This is a genomic window from Streptomyces sp. NPDC030809, assembly GCF_055572195.1.
In genome coordinates this window covers 132-16,546 of sequence record NZ_JBVIDV010000011.1, presented here as the reverse complement: position 1 = coordinate 16,546, position 16,415 = coordinate 132, and the positions used below count along the sequence as shown (strand labels likewise).

17 protein-coding genes are annotated in these 16,415 nt (G+C 73.5%); 9 read left to right on the top strand and 8 right to left on the bottom strand.

Features of this window, described 5'->3' with window-relative positions:
- Window positions 1-44: 44 nt before the first annotated feature.
- The 4 genes from ACZ407_RS16420 to ACZ407_RS16405 form a co-directional block, all read right to left on the bottom strand.
- Window positions 45-1,259, bottom strand: a complete 1,215-nt coding sequence (locus tag ACZ407_RS16420) for an acetyl-CoA C-acetyltransferase (protein ID WP_468128767.1) — start codon at window positions 1,257-1,259, stop codon at window positions 45-47.
- A 45-nt stretch (window positions 1,260-1,304) separates the two neighbouring features.
- Window positions 1,305-2,447, bottom strand: coding sequence for an acyl-CoA dehydrogenase family protein (locus tag ACZ407_RS16415; RefSeq protein ID WP_468128766.1), 1,143 nt, complete (start codon window positions 2,445-2,447; stop codon window positions 1,305-1,307).
- Window positions 2,444-3,604 carry a CaiB/BaiF CoA transferase family protein gene (locus ACZ407_RS16410; protein ID WP_468128765.1) on the bottom strand — a complete coding sequence of 387 codons (1,161 nt, stop codon included), beginning with the start codon at window positions 3,602-3,604 and terminating at the stop codon, window positions 2,444-2,446. Before ACZ407_RS16410 ends, ACZ407_RS16415 begins: the two co-directional genes overlap by 4 nt.
- A gap of 166 nt (window positions 3,605-3,770) precedes the next feature.
- Complete coding sequence (locus ACZ407_RS16405) at window positions 3,771-4,160, bottom strand: MmcQ/YjbR family DNA-binding protein (protein ID WP_468128764.1); 390 nt, start codon at window positions 4,158-4,160, stop codon at window positions 3,771-3,773.
- Between the two features lie 78 nt (window positions 4,161-4,238).
- Here ACZ407_RS16405 and ACZ407_RS16400 point away from each other — a divergent pair, with 78 nt between their 5' ends.
- Entirely contained in the window at window positions 4,239-5,429 is a 1,191-nt protein-coding gene (locus ACZ407_RS16400; RefSeq protein ID WP_468128763.1) for a saccharopine dehydrogenase family protein, read from the top strand.
- 86 nt (window positions 5,430-5,515) lie between these two features.
- Here ACZ407_RS16400 and ACZ407_RS16395 read toward each other — a convergent pair whose 3' ends face one another.
- On the bottom strand, window positions 5,516-6,196 hold the full coding sequence (locus ACZ407_RS16395) for an endonuclease V (protein WP_468128762.1): 681 nt from the start codon (window positions 6,194-6,196) through the stop codon (window positions 5,516-5,518).
- 27 nt (window positions 6,197-6,223) lie between these two features.
- Between ACZ407_RS16395 and ACZ407_RS16390 the strand changes: the two genes are divergently transcribed.
- A complete protein-coding gene (locus tag ACZ407_RS16390; RefSeq protein WP_468128761.1) occupies window positions 6,224-6,523 on the top strand; it encodes a YciI family protein in 300 nt (99 codons plus the stop codon).
- A 67-nt stretch (window positions 6,524-6,590) separates the two neighbouring features.
- Here ACZ407_RS16390 and ACZ407_RS16385 read toward each other — a convergent pair whose 3' ends face one another.
- Window positions 6,591-7,673, bottom strand: a complete 1,083-nt coding sequence (locus tag ACZ407_RS16385; protein WP_468128760.1) for a WD40/YVTN/BNR-like repeat-containing protein — start codon at window positions 7,671-7,673, stop codon at window positions 6,591-6,593.
- Window positions 7,674-7,943: 270 nt separating this feature from the next.
- Here ACZ407_RS16385 and ssgD point away from each other — a divergent pair, with 270 nt between their 5' ends.
- The 6 genes from ssgD (at window position 7,944) to ACZ407_RS16355 (ending at window position 13,545) form a co-directional block, all read left to right on the top strand.
- Window positions 7,944-8,360, top strand: coding sequence for a spore wall synthesis regulator SsgD (gene ssgD, locus ACZ407_RS16380; protein WP_468128759.1), 417 nt, complete (start codon window positions 7,944-7,946; stop codon window positions 8,358-8,360).
- 221 nt (window positions 8,361-8,581) lie between these two features.
- Entirely contained in the window at window positions 8,582-10,261 is a 1,680-nt protein-coding gene (locus ACZ407_RS16375) for an ABC-F family ATP-binding cassette domain-containing protein (protein ID WP_468128758.1), read from the top strand.
- Window positions 10,262-10,440: 179 nt separating this feature from the next.
- Window positions 10,441-11,292 (top strand): helix-turn-helix domain-containing protein, encoded by an 852-nt coding sequence (locus ACZ407_RS16370; RefSeq protein WP_468128757.1) that lies wholly within the window; start codon window positions 10,441-10,443, stop codon window positions 11,290-11,292.
- A 74-nt stretch (window positions 11,293-11,366) separates the two neighbouring features.
- Window positions 11,367-11,627: a hypothetical protein gene (locus ACZ407_RS16365; protein WP_468128756.1), complete on the top strand. Its 261-nt coding sequence runs from the start codon at window positions 11,367-11,369 to the stop codon at window positions 11,625-11,627.
- 40 nt (window positions 11,628-11,667) lie between these two features.
- Window positions 11,668-12,444 (top strand): dimethylargininase, encoded by a 777-nt coding sequence (gene ddaH, locus ACZ407_RS16360; protein ID WP_468128755.1) that lies wholly within the window; start codon window positions 11,668-11,670, stop codon window positions 12,442-12,444.
- A 114-nt stretch (window positions 12,445-12,558) separates the two neighbouring features.
- Entirely contained in the window at window positions 12,559-13,545 is a 987-nt protein-coding gene (locus tag ACZ407_RS16355) for an acyl-ACP desaturase (protein WP_468128754.1), read from the top strand.
- A 387-nt stretch (window positions 13,546-13,932) separates the two neighbouring features.
- Here ACZ407_RS16355 and ACZ407_RS16350 read toward each other — a convergent pair whose 3' ends face one another.
- Both ACZ407_RS16350 and ACZ407_RS16345 read right to left on the bottom strand, forming a co-directional pair.
- Window positions 13,933-14,217: a WhiB family transcriptional regulator gene (locus ACZ407_RS16350; RefSeq protein WP_468128753.1), complete on the bottom strand. Its 285-nt coding sequence runs from the start codon at window positions 14,215-14,217 to the stop codon at window positions 13,933-13,935.
- Window positions 14,218-14,286: 69 nt separating this feature from the next.
- Window positions 14,287-15,081, bottom strand: a complete 795-nt coding sequence (locus ACZ407_RS16345; RefSeq protein ID WP_468128752.1) for a VOC family protein — start codon at window positions 15,079-15,081, stop codon at window positions 14,287-14,289.
- A gap of 141 nt (window positions 15,082-15,222) precedes the next feature.
- Here ACZ407_RS16345 and ACZ407_RS16340 point away from each other — a divergent pair, with 141 nt between their 5' ends.
- Entirely contained in the window at window positions 15,223-15,948 is a 726-nt protein-coding gene (locus ACZ407_RS16340; protein WP_468128751.1) for a TetR/AcrR family transcriptional regulator, read from the top strand.
- The last annotated feature ends 467 nt before the right edge of the window (window positions 15,949-16,415 follow it).

Below are 16,415 nucleotides of genomic sequence, written 5' to 3'. Positions count from 1 at the left end.
TCCGTGTCAGACGGGTCGGAGAGGGGTCTGGGGATACGGGACGGTCAGATGCGCTCGACGACGGTGGCGACGCCCATGCCGCCGCCGACGCAGAGGGTCACGAGTCCGTAGCGCTTGTCCTGGCGCTCCAGCTCGTCCACGACGGTGCCGAGGATCATGGCGCCCGTCGCGCCGAGCGGGTGGCCCAGGGCGATCGCGCCGCCGTTGACGTTGACCTTGTCCAGCGAGACTCCCATGTCCTTGACGAAGCGCAGCACGACGCCGGCGAAGGCCTCGTTGATCTCGATCAGGTCGATGTCGTCGATGGTCAGGCCGGCCTTGGCGAGGGCCTTGCGGGTGGCCGGGGCGGGGCCGGTGAGCATGATGGTGGGCTCGGAACCGGAGACGGCGGCGGACACGATCCGGGCGCGCGGGGTCAGCCCGTTGCGCTCGCCGGCCTCGCGGGAGCCGATGGCCACGAGGGAGGCGCCGTCCACGATCCCGGAGGAGTTGCCCGCGTGGTGCACGTGGTCGATCTTCTCGATCCAGTGGTACTTCTGCAGGGCGACGGCATCGAAGCCGCCGAGCTCGCCGATGTCGGCGAAGGAGGGCTTCAGCTTCGCGAGGGTGTCGGCGGTGGTGCCGGGGCGGACGAACTCGTCGTGGTCGAGGACGGTCAGGCCGTTGCGGTCGGTGACCGGGACCACCGAGCGGGCGAAGCGGCCGTCCTTGATGGCGGCGGCGGCGCGCTCCTGGGACAGGGCGGCGTACTCGTCCACGTCGCGGCGGGAGAAGCCCTCGATGGTGGCGATCAGGTCGGCGCCGATGCCCTGGGGGACGAAGCCGGTGTCCCAGTTGGTCATCGGGTCGGCGAACCAGGCGCCGCCGTCGGAGGCCATCGGGACCCGGGACATGGACTCGACCCCGCCGGCCAGGACCAGGTCCTCCCAGCCGGAGCGGACCTTGGCCGCGGCCAGGTTGACGGCCTCCAGGCCGGAGGCGCAGAAGCGGTTCTCCTGCACGCCGGCGACCGTGTCGGGCAGGCCCGCGGCGATCGCCGCGATGCGGGCGATGTCCGAGCCCTGGTCGCCGACCGGGCCGACCACGCCGAGCACGATGTCGTCGATCGTGCCCGGGTCCAGCTCCGGGTTGCGCGCGCGCAGGGCGTCGATGAGGCCGACGACCAAGTCGATCGGCTTGGTGCCGTGCAGGGCCCCGTTGGCCTTGCCGCGGCCGCGCGGGGTGCGGATCGCGTCGTATACGTAAGCTTCGGTGCTCACTGGTCAAGCCTTTCGCAGGGCGGGTCTGGGTGGTGGTGGGAGGGGTCAGCCGAGCAGGGAACGGCCGATGATCTCTTTCATGATCTCGGTCGTGCCGCCGTAGATGGTCTGGATCCGGCCGTCGGTGAAGGCGCGCGCGACCCGGTATTCGGTCATGTAGCCGTATCCGCCGTGCAGTTGGAGGCAGCGGTCGGCGACCCGCTTCTGGAGTTCGGTGGCCCACCACTTGGCCATGGAGGCGTGGACGGCGTCGAGTGCGCCCTCGGCGTGCTCGGCGATGCAGCGGTCCAGGAAGGTGCGGGTCACGGCGCACTCGGTGGCCATCTCGGCGATCTCGAAGCGGATGTGCTGGAGCCGGGAGAGCGGCCGTCCGAAGGCCTCGCGCTCCTTCACGTACCCGGTGGTGATCTCCAGCAGGTGCTCGGAGGCGGCGATCGCGGACATCGCGATGCTGAGGCGCTCCTGCGGGAGGTTCGTCATCAGGTGGACGAACGCGCCGTTCGGCTCGCCGAGCAGGTTCTCCTTGGGGACGCGTACGTCGTTGAAGAACAGTTCGGCGGTGTCCTGGGACTTCTGGCCGATCTTGTCGAGGTTGCGGCCGCGCTCGAAGCCCTCCGCGCCCCGTTCGACGACGAGCAGGGACAGGCCGTGGGCCCCGCCCTCGGGGGTGGTGCGGGCGACCACGATCACGAGGTCGGCGAGGATGCCGTTGGAGATGAACGTCTTGGAGCCGTTGAGGAGCCAGTGGTCCCCGCGGTCCTCGGCGGTGGTCCGGATGCCCTGGAGGTCGGAGCCGGCGCCCGGCTCGGTCATGGCGATCGCGGTGATGGTCTCGCCACTGCAGAAGCCGGGCAGCCAGCGGCGCTTCTGCTCCTCCGTGGCGAGGGAGGTGAGGTAGGGGCCGATGATGTCGTTGTGCAGGCCGAGGGCGAGGCCCGGGGTGCCGGCGCGGGTGAACTCCTCGGCGAGGACGGCGGCGTAGCGGAAGTCGGTGTTGCCGCCGCCTCCGTACTCCTCGGGCACGGCCAGCCCCAGCAGGCCCTGCCGGCCCGCCGCCCGCCAGGCCTCCCGGCTGACGATGCCCTCCTGCTCCCACCGCTCGTAGTGGGGCAGCACCTCCTTGGCGAGGAAGGTGCGCACGGTCTCGCGGAACGCCTCGTGGTCCGCGTCGAAGATCTGCCGTTTCATCGGTCCTCCGCCGTCCTGTCGAGTGCGGGGACCGCCCAGTCCCGGGCCACCTCCGCGGTGTCTGCTCCGGGCTGCGCCGGCCCGCGGTGCACGCTCCCGGGGGTCCGCGAGAAGCGGGGTGCGGGGGCCGGCTGGGTGATGCCGCCGAAGTCGGTGAAGGTGCCGCGGGCGGCCAGGTGCGGGTGGCCGGGGGCCTCGCGCAGCGAGAGCACGGGTGCCACGCAGGCGTCCGAGCCCTCGAACACGGCCGTCCACTCCTCCCGGGTACGGGTGCGGAACGCGGCGGCGACGGCCTCGCGGAGCTCCCCCCAGCGGGCGAGGTCCTTGCGGGCGGGGGCCGTGTCCCCGATGCCGAGCCGACCGGTGAACTCCTCGTAGAACTGCTGCTCCAGGGCGCCGACCGCCATGTACTGGCCGTCGGAGGTCTCGTACGTCCCGTAGAAGGGGCAGCCGCCGTCCAGCAGGTTGGCCCCGCGGCGGTCCTGCCAGCCGCCGGCGGCGAGCATGCCGTGGATCATCGCGGTGAGGTGGGCGGTGCCGTCGACGATCGCGGCGTCCACGGTCTGCCCGGCGCCGGTGGCCCGGGCGTGCTGGAGGGCCGCGAGCACGCCGATGACCAGGTAGAGGGAGCCGCCCGCGTAGTCCCCGACCAGATTGGCGGGGACGGCCGGGGGCTCTCCCGGGTTGCCGATCATGCCCAGGGCCCCGGTGACGGCGATGTAGGCGATGTCGTGGCCGGCCCGCGGGGCGAGCGGGCCCTCCTGGCCCCATCCGGTCATCCGGCCGTAGACGAGCCGCGGGTTGCGGGCCCGGCAGTCTTCGGGGCCGACCCCGAGCCGCTCGGCGACCCCCGGCCGGAAGCCCTCGATCAGGATGTCGGCCCGTTCGGCCAGGTCGAGGACGGTGGCGGCGCCCCCGGGGGCCTTGAGGTCCACGAGTACGGACCGCTTGTTCCGGTTGGTGACGTCGTACGCGGGGTTGATCGCGAGCCCGCCGCCGCCCGGCCGGTCCACCCGGACCACGTCCGCGCCCAGGTCGGCCAGGAGCATGGCGGCGAACGGACCGGGCCCGATGCCCGCCAGCTCGACCACCCGTACGCCCGCCAGCGGGCCGCCGGTCCCGGTCCGGGGCCCGCTCCCGTGCCCTGCCACTGCCATCGAGCCCCCAGGTAGCCAGGTATGTGACACAACTGATGTAACACCGGTGATGCTAGGAACGCGTTCCACTCAGCACAAGCCCCTGGGCGAGCAAGCGCTTAGCCGTTTTCGGCCGCGGGGGTGCGGCGGGCCGTCGGACCCGGGGCCGGGGCCGCTCCCGGCCCGGCTACTCCCCCGCCGTACGGGCGTCGAGCTCCTTGATCAGGCTCTTGAGGGCCACGGACCGGTAGCTCTCCTCCACCCACTCGCACAGCAGCTCCACCGGCGGCGCCCCCTTCTCCCCCAGCGGCACGGACACCCACCCGGCCCGGCCGAGCCCGTACCCGGTCGGCTCGGCGCCGGGCGAGCCCATCGCGTGCTCGTGCACGTCCTCGTCCTTGAGCTTCACGGACAGTCCGGGCGGATTCGGACCGTCCGCGTTCCCCAGGAACACGAAGATCTTCTTGTTGACCTTGACCACGCAGTCCTCGGGCCCCCACGGGAATTCCTCCGCCGCACCCGGCAGATCGAGGGCGAATGCCCGTACTTGCTCCCACTTGCGGACGGCATTCTTCACCGGCGCACCTCCCTGGTCTCACGGGCAGCCGGCACTCACGCTAGCCTCGGCCACCGACAACAGCCGGGAGGAGCGGGGATGAACAGACCGGACGGGCCCGAACGGGCCTATGACGTGGTGCTTTTCGGGGCCACGGGCTTCGTGGGCGAGCTGGTCGCCGAATACCTCGCCGAGCACGCCCCGGCCGACTGCCGCTGGGCGCTGGCCGGGCGCAGCACGGCGAAGCTGGAGCAGCTGCGCGAGCGGCTGGCCGAGCGCCACGCCCGGTGCGCGAAGCTGCCGCTGCTGGCCGCGGACGCCGGGGACCCGGCCGCGATGCGGGAGCTGGCGGCCTCGGCGCACGTCGTGGCCACGACGGTCGGCCCGTACGTCTGGTACGGGGAGGAGCTGGTCGCCGCCTGCGCCCGGGCCGGGACGGACTACGTGGACCTGACGGGCGAGCCGGAGTTCGTGGACCGGATGTTCCTGCGGTACGACGCGCGGGCCCGGGAGACCGGGGCCCGTATCGTGCACGCCTGCGGTTTCGACTCGGTGCCGCACGACCTCGGGGTCCTGTTCACGGTGCGGCAGCTCCCGGAGGGCGTGCCGCTGCGGGTGGACGGGTTCGTCCGGTCCAACGCCCTGTTCTCGGGCGGCACCTTCGCCTCGGCGCTGACCGCGATGGGACGCGGCCCGCAGGCCCTGCGGGCGGCCCGGGAGCGGCGCCTGCACGAGCCGCGGCTGCTCGGCCGCCGGGCCAGGGCCCCGCTCGGGGCCCCGCACTTCAGCCGCGAGACGGGGACCTGGGCGCTGCCGCTGCCCACCCTGGACCCGCAGGTCGTCGCCCGGTCCGCGACCGCGCTGGAGCGCTACGGGCCGGACTTCCGCTACCGGCACTTCGCGTCCGTGGAACGGCTGCCGATGGCGCTGGGCGGCGCGGCGGCGGTGGGGGCGACGGCCGCCCTGGCCCAGGTGCCGGCGGCGCGGCGGTGGCTGATGGACCGGTGGGAGCCGGGTTCGGGGCCCGATGCGCAGCGGCGGGCGCGCAGCTGGTTCACCGTGCGGTTCGTGGGCGAGGGCGGTGGCCGGCGGGTGTTCACGGAGGTGTCCGGCGGGGACCCCGGCTACGGGGAGACGGCCAAGATGCTGGCCGAGTCGGCCCTGTGCCTGGCGTACGACGAACTGCCCGCGACCGCGGGCCAGGTGACCACGGCGGTGGCCATGGGCGAGGCGCTCACCGAGCGGCTGCGGGGCGCCGGGATCCGCTTCCGGGTGGCGGCGCGCCGGTAGCGGGGCCGGGCGGGCGCCCGGGCGGGGCGCCCGCGGCCGGGGCCCGCGGCCCGGGTCCGTACGGGTGCCGGCCCGCGGTGCCGGTCTCAGCCGAGGGCCTCGCGCAGGGCGCGGCGGCAGAGCGAGTCGGCCTGCCGGGTGGTCTCCGGGATCCGGAAGCGGGGGCTCAGGGCCAGCGTGTGCGCGCAGGCGTTGTCCAGGGAGACCCGGTGCCCGACGGACACGTAGACGGGCTTCACCCCGCGCTGGGTGCGCAGGGCCCGGCCCACCTCGGCCCCGTCGGGGCCGAGCAGCGGCGAGCCCTCGCCGCGCTCCTCGCCGGGGGGCTCGTACCGGAAGGTGAACGGGTTCTTCGCGACGCCGATCGTGGGCAGGCCGGTGACCACGCCGAGGTGGCTGGCCAGTCCGAACCCGCGGGGGTGGGCGATGCCGTAGCCGTCGCAGACGACGAGCCCGGGGGCCGAGCCGAGCGCGTCGAGGGCGGCGAGCACGGTGGGCAGTTCCCGGAAGGCGAGCAGCCCGGGCACGTAGGGGAAGCTGACGTGGCCGACCGCGGTGGCCTCTTCCACGGTCTCCAGGGTGGCCGCGTCGAGGACCACGGCCGCGGCGGCGACCAGGTCGCGCTCGTCGTCGTAGGCCACGTCGACTCCGGCGACGAGCCCGGCTCCGGGCGGCGGTCCGGGCTGGTCCCGGACGACCCGGGTGCGGAGTTCGTCCTGTACCGCCCGGGCCTCGGCCTCGTCGGCGGGGGTTTTCACACTCGTCATGGTGGGTCCGAGAGTAGCCTGACGATCATGTTTGTCATGGAGTTGACCTACACCGCCCCGATCGAGGCCGTCGAAGAGCAGCTGGACGCCCACATGGCCTGGCTCGAACGCTATTACGCCTCCGGGGTGTTCCTCGCCTCGGGCCGCAAGGTGCCGCGGGACGGCGGCATGATCCTCGCGGCCGGGATCTCCCGCGAGGAGGCGGAGCGGATCGCGGAGGAGGATCCGTTCACGGTGGCGGGCGTGTGCGCGTACCGGATCACGGAGTTCATCGCGTCGAAGACCTCGGCCGACCTGTCCGCCGTCCGCGAGACCTTGCGCACCTGAGCGCGCGGGGCCCCGGGTCGGCGTTCCGGGGCCCCACGCAGGCCGGCGCACCCGCAGCGCGGGCGACCTAGCGGTGCAGGCGGGCGATGCGGCCCTTCTCGCCGGAGGCCCAGCAGGAGCCGTCCGCGGCGCAGTCCACCGTGTCGAACGAGCCCGCGTCCACGGTGCGCCAGCTGCGGCCGCCGTCGGTGGTGAGGTCCGTGCCGGTCGGCCCGACGGCCAGGGCCGCGCCGCGCCCGTACGGCAGCCAGGCCGCGCCCGAGCGGTAGGCGGGCGGCGGGGCCGCCGCGGCGTTCCAGGCGCGGCCGCCGTCGCCGGTGGCCGCGGCCGCCCGGGGCGAGGCCTGGTCGGCGCGGTAGTCCCCGCCGACCGCTATCCCGTGCCGGCGGTCACGGAAGGCGAGGCCGAAGACCCCCTTGGCGCCCTCCCCGGCGGGGATGGTGGTGTCGGTTGCGGTCCAGTTCAGGCCGCGGTCGGAGGTGTGCAGGACGCGCGCGGTGGCGCCGCCGCCCGTGGCCAGCCACGCATCGCGCGGCCCGGCGCTCACCAGGCACTGGCCGCTGGCGGCGAATCCGGCCTCGCCGGGCAGGGCTGCGGGCATGCCGGCGTCCGGCAGCACCTTCCAGGAGCGGCCGCCGTCGGCCGTGGCGAGGATCCGGAACTTCCCGTCCACCGGGTCGCTCACGGCCAGCCCGTGGCGGCGGTCGAAGAAGGTCAGGCAGTCGTAGAAGGCCCGCGGGTCGGGGTTGCGGAAGCTCTCGGTCCAGGTGGCCCCGCCGTCCTCGGTGCGCAGCACCCGGGAGTCCTCGCCCTCTCCGATGGAAAGGGCCACCGCCCGCCGGGAGTCGAAGGCCTCGATGTCGCGCAGTTCCAGCCCGGCCGCCTGGGGCGGGGAGACGTTCCGCCAGCTGCGGCCGCCGTCGGTGGTGCGCAGGACGGTGCCCTTGGATCCGGACACCCAGGCCGTGCTGCGGCTCACCGCGGCCAGCCCGCGGAAGCGCGCGTCCGTGCCGCTGCCCTGGAGCTCCCAGCGGAGTTCAGGCCGCCCGCCCCGTCCGGCTCCGCCGGAGCCCTCGTCCGCCTGGGCCGCGGGAACCGCGAGGGCCCCCGTCAGCACTGCCGCGCACATGCCAACCGCCAGAAGTCTCATGGCGCGGGAAGCTAACGCACCCCGGTGATCGCCGTCCAGAGTGCGGACGGCGCCCCGCAGCCGACGGAGCAGCGAGATCCGGCCCTTCTCGAACCAGTCCCCCGAACCGGCAACCGGCTCCCCAACTGGGGGGAAACGATCACGCTGAGCTACCGGACCACCGGTTTTCCGCCATCCGGTGACGCAGGTCACGCCCCCGGCGTGTGCACGGATCCGGCCGTTCCTGCGTCTACCCAGATGCCCTACTGATCCGCCGCAAGGGAGCAGGCCATGATCACCGTCATCGAGCAAGCAGTACAGGCCCGGCTGGTCGCGACCGCCCCCAAGGTCGAGTCCGTTCCGGTCACGCTCTGCTACGACCGGTCCGACCCGTTCGCGGTCCGCATGGCCTTCCCCGCCCCCGCCACCCTCGAAGGCATCGAGGTCTCGTGGACCTTCGGGCGGGAGCTCCTGGAGACGGGGATCGAGCGCTCGACCGGCATGGGCGACGTGCGCGTGCGCCCGTACGGCGCCGGCCGCACCGTCATCGAGTTCCACGCCCCCGAGGGCATGGCCATCGTGCTGATGGAGACCGCCGAGCTGGAGGGCTTCCTGCACCGGGTCGCCGCGGTGGTCCCGCCCGGCATGGAGCACCTGTACGTGGACATGGACGCGGACCTCGCGGAGCTGCTGCGCGACACCCTCTGACCGGCGCCCTCCCCGCCGACCCCGCCCGAAGGACATCCGGCCCGGCCCGGACCGACCCGCCGCACCCGCGGGACAAATGGTTTGCGGACCGGGCGGCCGCCCTCTTACCGTCGACGACGGCTCTGCTGTCGTCGATCGGAGAAGTCCGTTGCTCTTGAGGCCTTGAGACACCGCCGGTGTCTCCACGTGTTGCCCGTAGTCACACGCAACCGGAGGCCTCCATGTCTCGATCTTCCGGCGCTTTCGCCGGCTCTCCTTCCGCCCCCGCTTCCGTCACCTGCTCCGCCCTGGGCTTCGAATGGCCCGACGGCACCCCGGTCTTCGAGGACCTGCAGCTGGCGATCGGCCCCGGCCGCACCGGCCTGGTCGGCCTCAACGGGTGCGGGAAATCCACTCTCCTCAGGCTCCTCGCGGGCGAACTCGCCCCCACCGAGGGGCAGGTGACGGCCGCCGGCTCGGTCGGCCACCTCCCGCAGGACCTCACTCTCGACACCTCGCTGCGCGTGGACGCCGCCCTGGGCATCGACTCCGTACGGGCCGCCCTGCACGCCATCGAGGCGGGCGAGACCAACGAGGAGCACTTCGCCGCGGTCGGCGACGACTGGGACGTCGAGGAGCGCGCCCGCGCCACCCTCGACCAGCTCGGCCTGGGCCGGATCGGCCTGGACCGCACCGTGGGCGACCTCTCCGGCGGGGAGTCCGTCCTGCTGCGGCTGGCCGCCCTGCTGCTGCGCCGGCCGCAGGTCCTGCTGCTCGACGAACCCACCAACAACCTGGACCTGCGGGCCCGGCAGCGGCTGTACGACGCGGTCGAGGCCTGGCCGGGCGTGCTGGTCGCGGTCAGCCACGACCGCGAACTCCTGGAGCGCGTCGACCAGATCGCCGAGCTCCGCGAGGGCCGGGTGCGCTGGTTCGGCGGCAACTTCTCCGCGTACGAGCAGGCATTGGCGGCCGAGCAGGAGACCGCCGAACGGCTGGTGCGGGTCGCCGAGGCGGACGTGCAGCGGCAGCAGCGCGAACTCGCCGAGGCCCAGGGCAGGCTGGCCCGCCGCAAGCGCTACGGCCAGAAGATGTGGGACCAGAAGCGCGAACCCAAGATCGTCATGGGTGCGCGCAAGCGGCAGGCCCAAGTCGCGGCCGGCAAGCACCGCATCCTGCACGAGGAGCGGCTCGCCGAGGCCCGCGAGCGGCTCGGCCAGGCGGCCGGGGCGGTGCGCGACGACGCCGAGATCCGCGTGGAACTGCCCGCCACGCTGGTGCCGTCGGGCCGCGAGGTGCTGACCCTGCGCGGCCTGTCCCTCGTCCACGGCCCGGGGGTGCCCGCGGTGCCGGAGGCCTGGGAACTGCGCGGGCCGGAGCGGATCGCCCTGGTGGGCCGCAACGGTGCGGGCAAGACCACGCTGCTGCGCACGCTGGCCGGGGAGCTGGCCCCGGCGGCGGGCGAGGCGGAGGTCCACGTGCCGCTGCGCTACCTCCCCCAGCGGCTCGACCTCCTCGACGGGGAGCTGTCGGTCGTGGCGAACGTGGCCGCAGCGGCACCGGGCAGGACGAACAACCAGATCCGCGCGCAGCTGGCCCGCTTCCTGTTCCGGGGCGCGCGGGCGGACCGGCCGGCCGGGACCCTGTCGGGCGGCGAGCGGTTCCGCGCCACGCTGGCGGCCCTGCTGCTCGCGGACCCGGCGCCGCAGCTGCTGATGCTCGACGAGCCGACCAACAACCTGGACCTGGCGAGCGTCCGGCAGCTGACCGCGGCGCTGGGGGCGTACCAGGGGGCGCTGATCGTGGCCAGTCACGACCTGCCGTTCCTGGAGTCGGTCGGGATCACGCAGTGGCTCCTGCTGGACGGGGAGTTGCGCACGAGTTCCCGCGAGGAGGTCGGGGACCTGATGCGAACCGGGTGAGGGCCGAGGGTGCCGTAGTCCCCTCGCCCGAGGTCGCCGCGTGTGAAACTTGCACTACCGAACGTAGCGCCATGAGGTGCACAGTGCTACTACTTGGGTGGCTACGTGAGGTTTTCTCATGCCATGTCGGGCGTGGGGTGCGGTTTCCACGCGGCCCGCGACCGAGGAAAGGGGGACACGTGCCGCCCAGGAGCAGCCCGACCGCACGGCAGCAGCGCCTCGGCAGCGAACTGCGCAAACTGCGCGAGCAGTCGGGCATGACGGTGCAGCAGGCCGCGGCCCTCCTGGGCGTCGACCGGACCCGGATCCCGAACATCGAGTCGGGTCGGATCGGGATCACCGCCCAGCGGGTCCGCACCCTCGCCTTCAACTACGACTGCCCGGACACCGCCCTGGTGGACGTGCTGGCCGCGATGACCCAGGAGCGCGAGAAGGGCTGGTGGGAGGAGCACCGCGGAATGCTGCCGCCCGCCCTCCTCGACATCGCCGAACTGGAGCACCACGCCGTCGCGTTGCACACGGCCGTGACCACGCACATACCGGGACTGCTCCAGACGGAGGACCACGCGCGGGCGGTGTTCGACACCGCGGATCCGCCGCTGCCCGAGCCGGACTTCCGGGCCCGGATGGCCCTGCGCATGTCCCGCCGGAGGATCTTCGACCGCGACCGCCCGCCGCAGTACGAGGCGGTGGTCCACGAGGCCGCGCTGCGCATGCAGTTCGGCGGGCCGAAGGTGGCCCGGGCGCAGTTGGAGCACATCCTGGAGCAGTCCGAGCGGCCCCACACCACGCTGCGGGTGATCCCCTTCGAGGCGGGCGGCTTTCCCGGGGCCGGCCAGGCCTTCACGTACGCGGCGGCCTCGATAGCCCAGCTCGACACCGTACAGCTCGACACCTCGCACGGCTCGATGCTCCTGGACTCGGACATGAAGCTGAGGCGGTACCGGGGGCTGCTGGAGAGGCTGCGCCGGCTGGCCCTGCCGGAAGGCGCCTCGCGCGAGTTCGTGCACCGCGTGGCGCGGGAGTTGTGACCGCGCCGCCCGCGACCGCCACCGCGACCGCCACCGTCACCGTCACCCGGAAACCCGAGGAGAGACGAGACCAGATGAGCATGCGTACGAGCCCCATCGCCTGGGACGATGCCTTCTGCAGCGAGGGGGCCAACTGCTTCCGCTTCGGCCGGGACGCCGACGGCCGGGCATACATAGGCACCACCCAGTCCCCGCTCTACGTCACGGATTCGATCGACGCGCTCCGGGCCCTGATCACCGCGGTCAAGGCGGGGGCGGCGGACCACCTGCTGGCCCCCTGGACGGGTGCACCGTCCGGCCGGGAACCGTCTGGCGGGGACCCGGCCGCGGCGTGATGATGGGCACCGGCCCACTCCCGGACCCAGGAGCCGCGCGGTGCCCAGCAGAAGAGCCCTGATCCGCCGCCCCGGCCCGCGCCTCGCGGAGGGGCTCGTCACCCACGTCGAGCGCAAGTCCGTCGACCCGGACCTCGCCCTGCACCAGTGGGAGGCGTACGGGCAGGCGCTGCGCGACCACGGCTGGGAGACGGTCGAGGTCGCACCGGCCGAGGACTGCCCGGACGCCGTCTTCGTCGAGGACGCCGTCGTGATGTTCCGCAACGTCGCCCTGATCACCCGGCCGGGCGCGGAGTCCCGGCAGCCGGAGACCGCCGCGGTCGAGGAGGCGGTGGCCGGGCTCGGCTGCTCGGTGAACCGGGTCCGGGCCCCGGGCACCCTCGACGGCGGCGACGTCCTCAAGATCGGCGACACGGTGTACGTCGGCCGCGGCGGCCGGACCAACGCGGCCGGGGTGCAGCAGCTGCGGGCCGCCTTCGAGCCGCTGGGGGCGAAGGTGGCCGCGGTGCCGGTGAGCCGGGTGCTGCACCTGAAGTCCGCCGTGACGGCGCTCCCCGACGGCACGGTGATCGGTCACCCGCCGCTGGTTGACACCCCTACCGCTTTCGGGTCATTCCTGCCCGTGCCGGAGGAGGCGGGGGCGCACGTGGTGCTCCTCGGCGGGGACCGGCTGCTGATGGCGGCCAGTGCGCCGCGCAGCGCCGAGCTGTTCGCCTCGCTCGGCTACCGGCCGGTACCGGTGGACATCTCGGAGTTCGAAAAACTCGAAGGGTGCGTGACATGCCTCTCGGTCAGGTTGCGTGAGCTCCACACATAACGGTGCGTAGCCGGACATTCCCAGGACGGGGCTTGGCGGGCCCTGACGCCGGGCTTAACCTACGGTCTCGTAACCTACGAAGCCGTAAGTATCGGCCGGCCCCCTGGAGTACCCGTGACCATCACCTCTCCCCACCTCGGCAGCTCGGAGGCGTGGACGGACGCCAAGCTGCTGTTCGCGCTGGAAGAGGTGGTCGAGAAGGAGCTCAACCGCCACCTGAAGGTGACCAAGGACTGGATGCCGCACGAGTACGTGCCGTGGGGCGACGGGCGGAACTTCCCGGGCTTCTTCGAGGACGGCGAGGCCTGGGACCCGTCCCAGTCCAAGGTCACCGACATCGGCAAGATCGCGCTGGTCGTCAACCTCCTCACCGAGGACAACCTGCCCAGCTACCACCACGAGATCGCCACGCTCTTCGGCCGTGACGGCGCCTGGGGCACGTGGGTGCACCGGTGGACCGCGGAGGAGGGCCGGCACGGCATCGTGATGCGCGACTACCTGCTCGCCTCGCGCGCCGTGGACCCGGACAAGCTGGAGCAGTTCCGCATGGCGCACATGTCGGAGGGCTTCGAGTCCGACAACCGCCACTCGATGCTGCACTCGGTGGCGTACGTGGCCTTCCAGGAGCTGGCCACGCGCATCTCGCACCGGAACACCGGGCACCAGTCCGGCGACCCGGTCTGCGACCGGATGCTGGCGCGCATCGCGCAGGACGAGAACCTGCACATGGTCTTCTACCGCAACCTGCTCGGCTCCGCCTTCGAGCTGGCCCCGGACCTGACCATGCAGGCGGTCCGCGACGTGGTCGTCAACTTCCGGATGCCCGGACACGGCATGCCCGGCTTCGAGCGGGCCGCCGCGCAGATGGCCATCGGCGGCATCTACAACCTGCGCATCCACCACGACGACGTGATCTCGCCGGTGCTGCGGTTCCTGAAGGTCATGGACATCGACGGGCTCGGCCCGGAGGGCCGGCAGGCCCAGGAGGAGCTCGGGCTCTACATGGCCGGCCTCGACAGCGAGGCCCGGAAGCTGGACGAGCGCCTCGCGGCGCGGGCGGCCCGGGTCGCGGCCCGGGGCAACCCGCCGAAGAAGGCCTGACGGCCGAAGGCCTGACGGCCGGGGCGGACGGGGCGGGGCCGGGACCGGGCGGACGGGTCGTGGCACGGGTCCGCGTCCGCAGCGGGTCCGTTCACGTGAGCGGCCCGATCGGGTAAGCGGTCCGATCGGGTAAGCGGTCCGTTCGCGTGGGACCCCCTCCCGGCGGACGTGCGGGTGCTGCCGGCGGGCGGGTCCGGCGGACGTACGGGTCCTACCGACGTGCGGGTCCTACCGACGTGCGGGTCCTGCCTACCTGCGGGTCCTGCCGACCTGCGGGTCCGGCGGCCGTGCGGGGCCTATCGGCGTGCGGTCCGGCAGACGTGCGAGGCCGCCGGCCGGTCCCGGTGCGGAGGGGGCCGATGGACGGGGACCGGCCCGCCGTGCGCATCAGCGGCGGCGCAGCAGCTGCCGTTCCTGCTCGGACAGGCCGCCCCACACCCCGAAGCGCTCGTCGTTGGCGAGGGCGTACTCCAGGCAGGCGGCGCGGCCCGGGCAGGCCGCGCACAGCCGCTTGGCCTCCCGTACCGACGTGCCCGGCTCCGGGAAGAAGAACTCCGGGCCGGTCTGCGCACACAGCGCTCCCAGCTGCCAGTCCTGCTCGGACAGGACGGTCGTTGCAGTCGGCGCGATCCTGTCGGCGGTGGCGGTCGCGGCGGTCGTCTTCATCGGCATGACCGCAGCATGACGCGCGTCGATATACATCCGATCAACGCGCATTCAACGGCCCGTCCGCGGCCCGTTTCAGCCCCCGGCCGGGGGCGCACTCGTGATCACCGCGAACCGCGCCCCGTAGGGGTCGGCCAGCTTCGCGAAGCGTCCCACCCCCTCCATGGACACCGGGGTCATCCGGACCTTCCCGCCCAGCTCCTCGGCCTGCGCCGCCGTGACGTCGCAGTCGGCCACCTCGAAGTACGGGGTCCAGTACGGCGAGGACGCGTCCTCCACGGGGTCCGAGCCGATCGGCACCAGCCCGCCGAAGGCCGCCTCCGCGGGCGCGCGCCCCGGCCGGACCGTCGTGTACGAGCCGCCCGCGGAGGCGGTCTCGGTGATCTCCCAGCCGAACACCGACCGGTAGAACGCGCCCGCGGCGGCCACGTCGCGGGTGTAGAGCTCGGTCCAGCACATGGCCCAGACCGCGGTCACCGCCGCCAGGCCGCGGCCGCGCACCGGCTGCCAGGAGGCGAACGCCACCCCGCCCGGGTCGGCGAACACCGCCATCCGGCCGAGGTCCTGCACGTCCGCCGGCTCGTACAGGACGGCCCCGCCGGCCCCGCGCACGGCCGCGGCGGTGGCGTCGACGTCGGAGCTCTGGAAGTAGACCGTCCAGCCGGGCAGCGCCTGCCCGGCGGTCAGGGCGATCCCGCCGGCGACGGTCTTCCCGCCGGAGCGGAACAGTCCGTAGCCCTCGGTCTCCGGCCCGCCCGGCTCGAATTCCCAGCCGAAGAGCCCGCCGTAGAAGGCGCTCGCGCCGTCCGGGTCGGGGGTGCCGAGATCCACCCAGTCGGGGGCACCGTCGACGTAGTCCGTGGTGAGCATGCCGCTCCTCCTCCGCTCCGGCCGGATCGGGCCCCCGCCCTTCGAGTCTGGCACCGGGGAGGCGCCGTGCACCCGGCGGAGCGGATCCCGGGCGTGGCGCGCGGGGAAACCGTACGACCGTCCGTTCAGTAGAATGGGCGGATGACTGACGGGCGCATCGAGCGCGGCAACCAGACCCGCAGGCTCGTCCTCGACCACACCATGCGGATCGCCTCGGCCGAGGGCCTGGAGGGGCTGTCCCTGGGGAAGATCTCCACCGATCTGGGGCTCAGCAAGAGCGGGGTGTTCGCCCTGTTCGGCTCGAAGGAGAGCCTCCAGCTGGAAACCGTACGGGCCGCCGTGGCGCTCTTCGTCGACCACGTCGTACGGCCGCTGCGCGGCGAGCCGGCCGAGGCCGCGAAGGCCTGGCGGCTGTGCGAGCTGTGGCTGGCCTACTCGGGCCGCCGCATCTTCCCGGGCGGCTGCTTCTTCTACGCGGCCTCGGCGGAGTTCGACTCCCGGCCGGGTCCGGTACGCGACGAGATCGCGAAGGTCCGGACGGACTGGAGCCGGTACATGGAGCGCACGCTGGACGAGGCCCGGCTCGCGGGCGGTCTCACGGCGGATCTGGACGTGCCCCAGCTCGCCTTCGAGATCATCGCGTTCATGGAGCACGCGAATGCGCTGTCCGTGCTGCACGAGGATCCCGCCGTGTACCGGCGGGCCGCGACCGGCATCCTCACCCGCCTCCGCGCGGCCGCCACCGACCCGTCCCTCCTCCCCGAACACCCCCCACTCCCGGAGACGTTCACAGCCCCTCCGGCGCTTGAGGCCCGGGTCCGGGCAGAGCCCGACGACCCGGCAACCCCCAGCCCCGCCGGCGCTTGAGGCCCGGGTCCGGGCAGAGCCCGACGACCCGGCAACCCCCAGCCCCGCCGGCGCTTGAGGCCCGGGTCGGGGCAGAGCCCGGTGACCCGGCCAAACCCAGCCTCGCCGGCGTTTGAGGAGCGGGTCCGGGCGGAGCCCGGTGCCCGGCGCCAGCCGGGTTGCCTTGGGGCTCCGCCCCAAACCCCGCTCCTCAAAAGCCGGAGGGGCTGGAAGTTGCGCCCGGACAACGCCGAAACCGGAACCCGAGGCCACCAGACGAGGCGCGCCAAAAACCAGCCCCGCCGGCGCTTGAGGCCCCGGTCCGGGCAGAGCCCGGTGACCCGGCCAAACCCAGCCCCTCCGGCGCTTGAGGAGCGGGTCCGGGCGGAGCCCGGTGCCCGGCGCCAGCCGGGTTGCCGGGGGGGGGGGGGGGGGGGGGGGGGGGGGGGGGGGGGGGGGAGAAGGGGGGGGGGGGGGGGTGGGTGGAT

Excerpts from the sequence above, each read along its gene's own strand:
- ACZ407_RS16410 (WP_468128765.1), bottom strand. The coding sequence starts at position 3,604 with ATGGCAGTGGCAGGGCACGGGAGCGGGCCCCGGACCGGGACCGGCGGC.
- ACZ407_RS16350 (WP_468128753.1), bottom strand. The coding sequence starts at position 14,217 with ATGCCGATGAAGACGACCGCCGCGACCGCCACCGCCGACAGGATCGCG.
- ACZ407_RS16400 (WP_468128763.1), top strand. The coding sequence starts at position 4,239 with ATGAACAGACCGGACGGGCCCGAACGGGCCTATGACGTGGTGCTTTTC.
- ACZ407_RS16415 (WP_468128766.1), bottom strand. The coding sequence starts at position 2,447 with ATGAAACGGCAGATCTTCGACGCGGACCACGAGGCGTTCCGCGAGACC.
- ACZ407_RS16345 (WP_468128752.1), bottom strand. The coding sequence starts at position 15,081 with ATGCTCACCACGGACTACGTCGACGGTGCCCCCGACTGGGTGGATCTC.
- ssgD (WP_468128759.1), top strand. The coding sequence starts at position 7,944 with ATGATCACCGTCATCGAGCAAGCAGTACAGGCCCGGCTGGTCGCGACC.
- ACZ407_RS16395 (WP_468128762.1), bottom strand. The coding sequence starts at position 6,196 with ATGACGAGTGTGAAAACCCCCGCCGACGAGGCCGAGGCCCGGGCGGTA.
- ACZ407_RS16385 (WP_468128760.1), bottom strand. The coding sequence starts at position 7,673 with ATGAGACTTCTGGCGGTTGGCATGTGCGCGGCAGTGCTGACGGGGGCC.
- ACZ407_RS16365 (WP_468128756.1), top strand. The coding sequence starts at position 11,367 with ATGAGCATGCGTACGAGCCCCATCGCCTGGGACGATGCCTTCTGCAGC.
- ACZ407_RS16340 (WP_468128751.1), top strand. The coding sequence starts at position 15,223 with ATGACTGACGGGCGCATCGAGCGCGGCAACCAGACCCGCAGGCTCGTC.
- ACZ407_RS16375 (WP_468128758.1), top strand. The coding sequence starts at position 8,582 with ATGTCTCGATCTTCCGGCGCTTTCGCCGGCTCTCCTTCCGCCCCCGCT.
- ACZ407_RS16390 (WP_468128761.1), top strand. The coding sequence starts at position 6,224 with ATGTTTGTCATGGAGTTGACCTACACCGCCCCGATCGAGGCCGTCGAA.